We start from the raw sequence: 2,795 nt of genomic DNA, 5'->3' as shown, positions 1-2,795 counted from the left end.
GAAAACACTCAACTGGCAATCACCACGAAAGGTTTTTCAGCAGTTTGCAGTGTTCGGTTAATTCTTGCAATCTACCGTATAATGATTAATTACCTCAGGGTGATGAGCCCGCAAATGTTCCTCCGCCATCGCCATTCCCACAGCCATTCCCAATCCTTGTCCCAAGGGACCAGTTGTTGCTTCAACACCAGGTGTCACGCCAACTTCTGGATGGCCCGGAGTTATCGAATAAGGTTGCCTAAAAGCTTGCAGATCATCACTAGAAATATTAAAACCAGCCAGATGCAAAGTTGCATATAATAAGGCAGCGCCATGTCCAGCAGAGAGGACAAAACGATCTCGATTAATCATTTTCGGATTCTCTGGATTAATTTTAAGTTGATTAGCATACAATTCATACAGAATAGGAGCCGCTCCCAACGCTATACCAGGATGCCCTGAGCCAGCCTTGGTAATCATTTGATTCGAAAGTAATCGCAACGTATTAATTGTCTGCGTTTCAATACTAATATTTGTTGTCATATCATTCTCCGTAATATAAAAAACCGAACTAAGTGCATAACACTTAGTTCGGTTTAACAGAAAATTCATTATCTGAAAAAATAGAACGTCACTAAGTGTTCATTACAACCTAGTGACCCAACCTTTAAAAACTTCTGGTCGCCAAGTGCGTCGTTCCCGACACACGCAGCGTGCGACGGGTTTACATAAACCAGAAGTAAAAATAACTATTGTTGTTTAAGATTGTTTTGTTCATTTTTTCCTAACCTTTAATATTTGATGTTATTTATCATAACGGAATTTAATAAAGTTGTCAACAACTAATTAAATTCTCATAAAAAAATAAATTAACTCTACCTGCTAAAACGTCTTGATTTTTTAAAAGAATTGTAGACTATAAGTGCCTTCAAACGTGTCACCTGCTGCCAAAACATTGACACCAAACTTTTCCTTGAAGTTACCACTAGCGTCAACTGTATCAGCAATACCCCACCATGGTTCAAGTGCAATAAACGGTGCTTGTTTGCCGGCTGGTGTCCACACACCAATATACTGTGCATTATCCAAAACCATGCGTAAACCGTGCTGATTAGCCAATCGCGCTAACAAAAATGATGTTTTCTGACGATCTAGCTTCAAAATAATCGCGTCATCATGATAATCCTCTTGTCGTAAACGAAGCGGAATACTTGCATTAAACGGCGTTGGGTTATTAGGATTTGAATATGGTCCCACGAGGCGAACACGATCATACGTGACTTCTGGTTCAATTGACAAATAATAGTCGGAGAATTTACCGCCATCAAGCGGCAAATTGAATGCTGGGTGCCCACCAACACTGAAGAACAATGATTCTTCAGTGTCCGGATTGTGGACAATATAGGCCACATGTAGTGTATCATCGTCCCCTAACTCATAACTAATATCTAGCTGAAATTTAAAAGGAAAAACACGATGTGTTGTTTCCGTGTCAACAATACGAAAAACAACTTTATTCTCACTCTGCTCAACAACATCAAAGACCATGTTGCGGGCAAAACCGTGTTGGTTCATGTAGTAAGTTTCCCCAGCCACTTTAAATTGATCGCCACGTAAGCGACCAACAATTGGAAATAGATTAGAAGCGTGACGGCCCCAGTATTTGGGATCAGCAATCCAAATGTATTCCAACTCAGCATCTTTATGCCAAACGCTTGTCAGTTCAGCACCTTCTTCATTGATTTTTACAATTAGGTTTTTATTTTCAAGAGTTATCATAACTATAATTCTACCTTGTTTTTTGTCATTTGTGAAGCGTTTACTTTTTTGCGCGTGGAAAAAAATTTTGATAATTTTTTTGCAAGCTTTCTCGCGTAACGTGTGTATACATTTGCGTCGTAGAAAGATTGACATGGCCTAATAATTCTTGCACCGTACGCATGTCAGCACCGTGATTTAACAAATGTGTCGCAAAAGTGTGTCGCAACATGTGGGGATGAATTTTGCCAGTTAATGATGATTGTTTCATGAGCTGATCAAGAATATAAGTAATCCCTGCAGTTGTGATAGGTTGCCCACGATGATTAACAAAGACCACACGATGATCCATACCTGCTGTCAAATCTGATCGTAATCCATCAATATAAGTTGACAGCGCTATTGATGCAAAATGACCAAAAGGTACATACCTGTCTTTATTACCTTTCCCATGAATTAAAACTAAGCGTTGCGAAAAATCGACTTGCTCAAGTTGCAAACTAGCAATCTCCGCCACACGGGCGCCAGTTGCATATAAAAACTCCAGTAAAGCAGCATTTCGCTGCCAAAGTTTATCTGAATGATCATAGGCCACATCAAATAACTCCTGCATTTCATTTTCATAAAAAAACTCAGGTAGATGATTTTGATGTTTTCTTAATGCCACGTTATCAAATGGATTATCCAAAGCAAATTTATTCGCAATCAAAAATTGATAAAACATACGAAGGCTACTAATTTTACGCGAAATGGTTGTTCGTGCTAAATTATGTTCGTAAAGATCATTCAAAAACACGCGAACATCTAGTCCCTGAACGTCTTTAAATTGCGTAAATCCGCCATTTTCAGATAAATATGTTTCAAATTCGGTGATATCAGTGAGATACGCTTTTAAGGTTTGCGGTGAGTATTGGCGCTCCGCTTGTAAATAATCATGATATAGTTCTAGTTCTCTCGTTGTCATATCTCATATTATACCCGCCTCGTATAGTAAGTTTAAAGACTTACATTATTTTTTATTTTTATGACTGTTTTCTCTTCACTAATTGAACACCGTA

The 2,795-nt window shown here is 38.6% G+C and carries 2 protein-coding genes and 1 pseudogene; all 3 read right to left on the bottom strand.

The window, feature by feature from the left end; all coding sequences use genetic code 11:
- Positions 1–75 precede the first annotated feature (75 nt).
- Positions 76–522 (bottom strand): annotated as a pseudogene (locus tag IEU71_RS09865) (thiamine pyrophosphate-binding protein); the annotation flags it as partial.
- Positions 523–879: 357 nt separating this feature from the next.
- Positions 880–1,758 carry an aldose 1-epimerase family protein gene (locus IEU71_RS09860; protein ID WP_004914160.1) on the bottom strand — a complete coding sequence of 293 codons (879 nt, stop codon included), beginning with the start codon at positions 1,756–1,758 and terminating at the stop codon, positions 880–882.
- 40 nt (positions 1,759–1,798) lie between these two features.
- Complete coding sequence (xerC, locus tag IEU71_RS09855; protein ID WP_004914163.1) at positions 1,799–2,701, bottom strand: tyrosine recombinase XerC; 903 nt, start codon at positions 2,699–2,701, stop codon at positions 1,799–1,801.
- Between the last annotated feature and the right edge of the window lie 94 nt (positions 2,702–2,795).

Source organism: Leuconostoc falkenbergense, assembly GCF_014634805.1.
GTDB lineage: Bacteria > Bacillota > Bacilli > Lactobacillales > Lactobacillaceae > Leuconostoc > Leuconostoc falkenbergense.
Note: the sequence above shows the minus strand (reverse complement) of the source record. Positions and strands in the feature narration are given on the sequence as shown.

Excerpts from the sequence above, each read along its gene's own strand:
- IEU71_RS09860 (WP_004914160.1), bottom strand. The coding sequence starts at position 1,758 with ATGATAACTCTTGAAAATAAAAACCTAATTGTAAAAATCAATGAAGAA.
- xerC (WP_004914163.1), bottom strand. The coding sequence starts at position 2,701 with ATGACAACGAGAGAACTAGAACTATATCATGATTATTTACAAGCGGAG.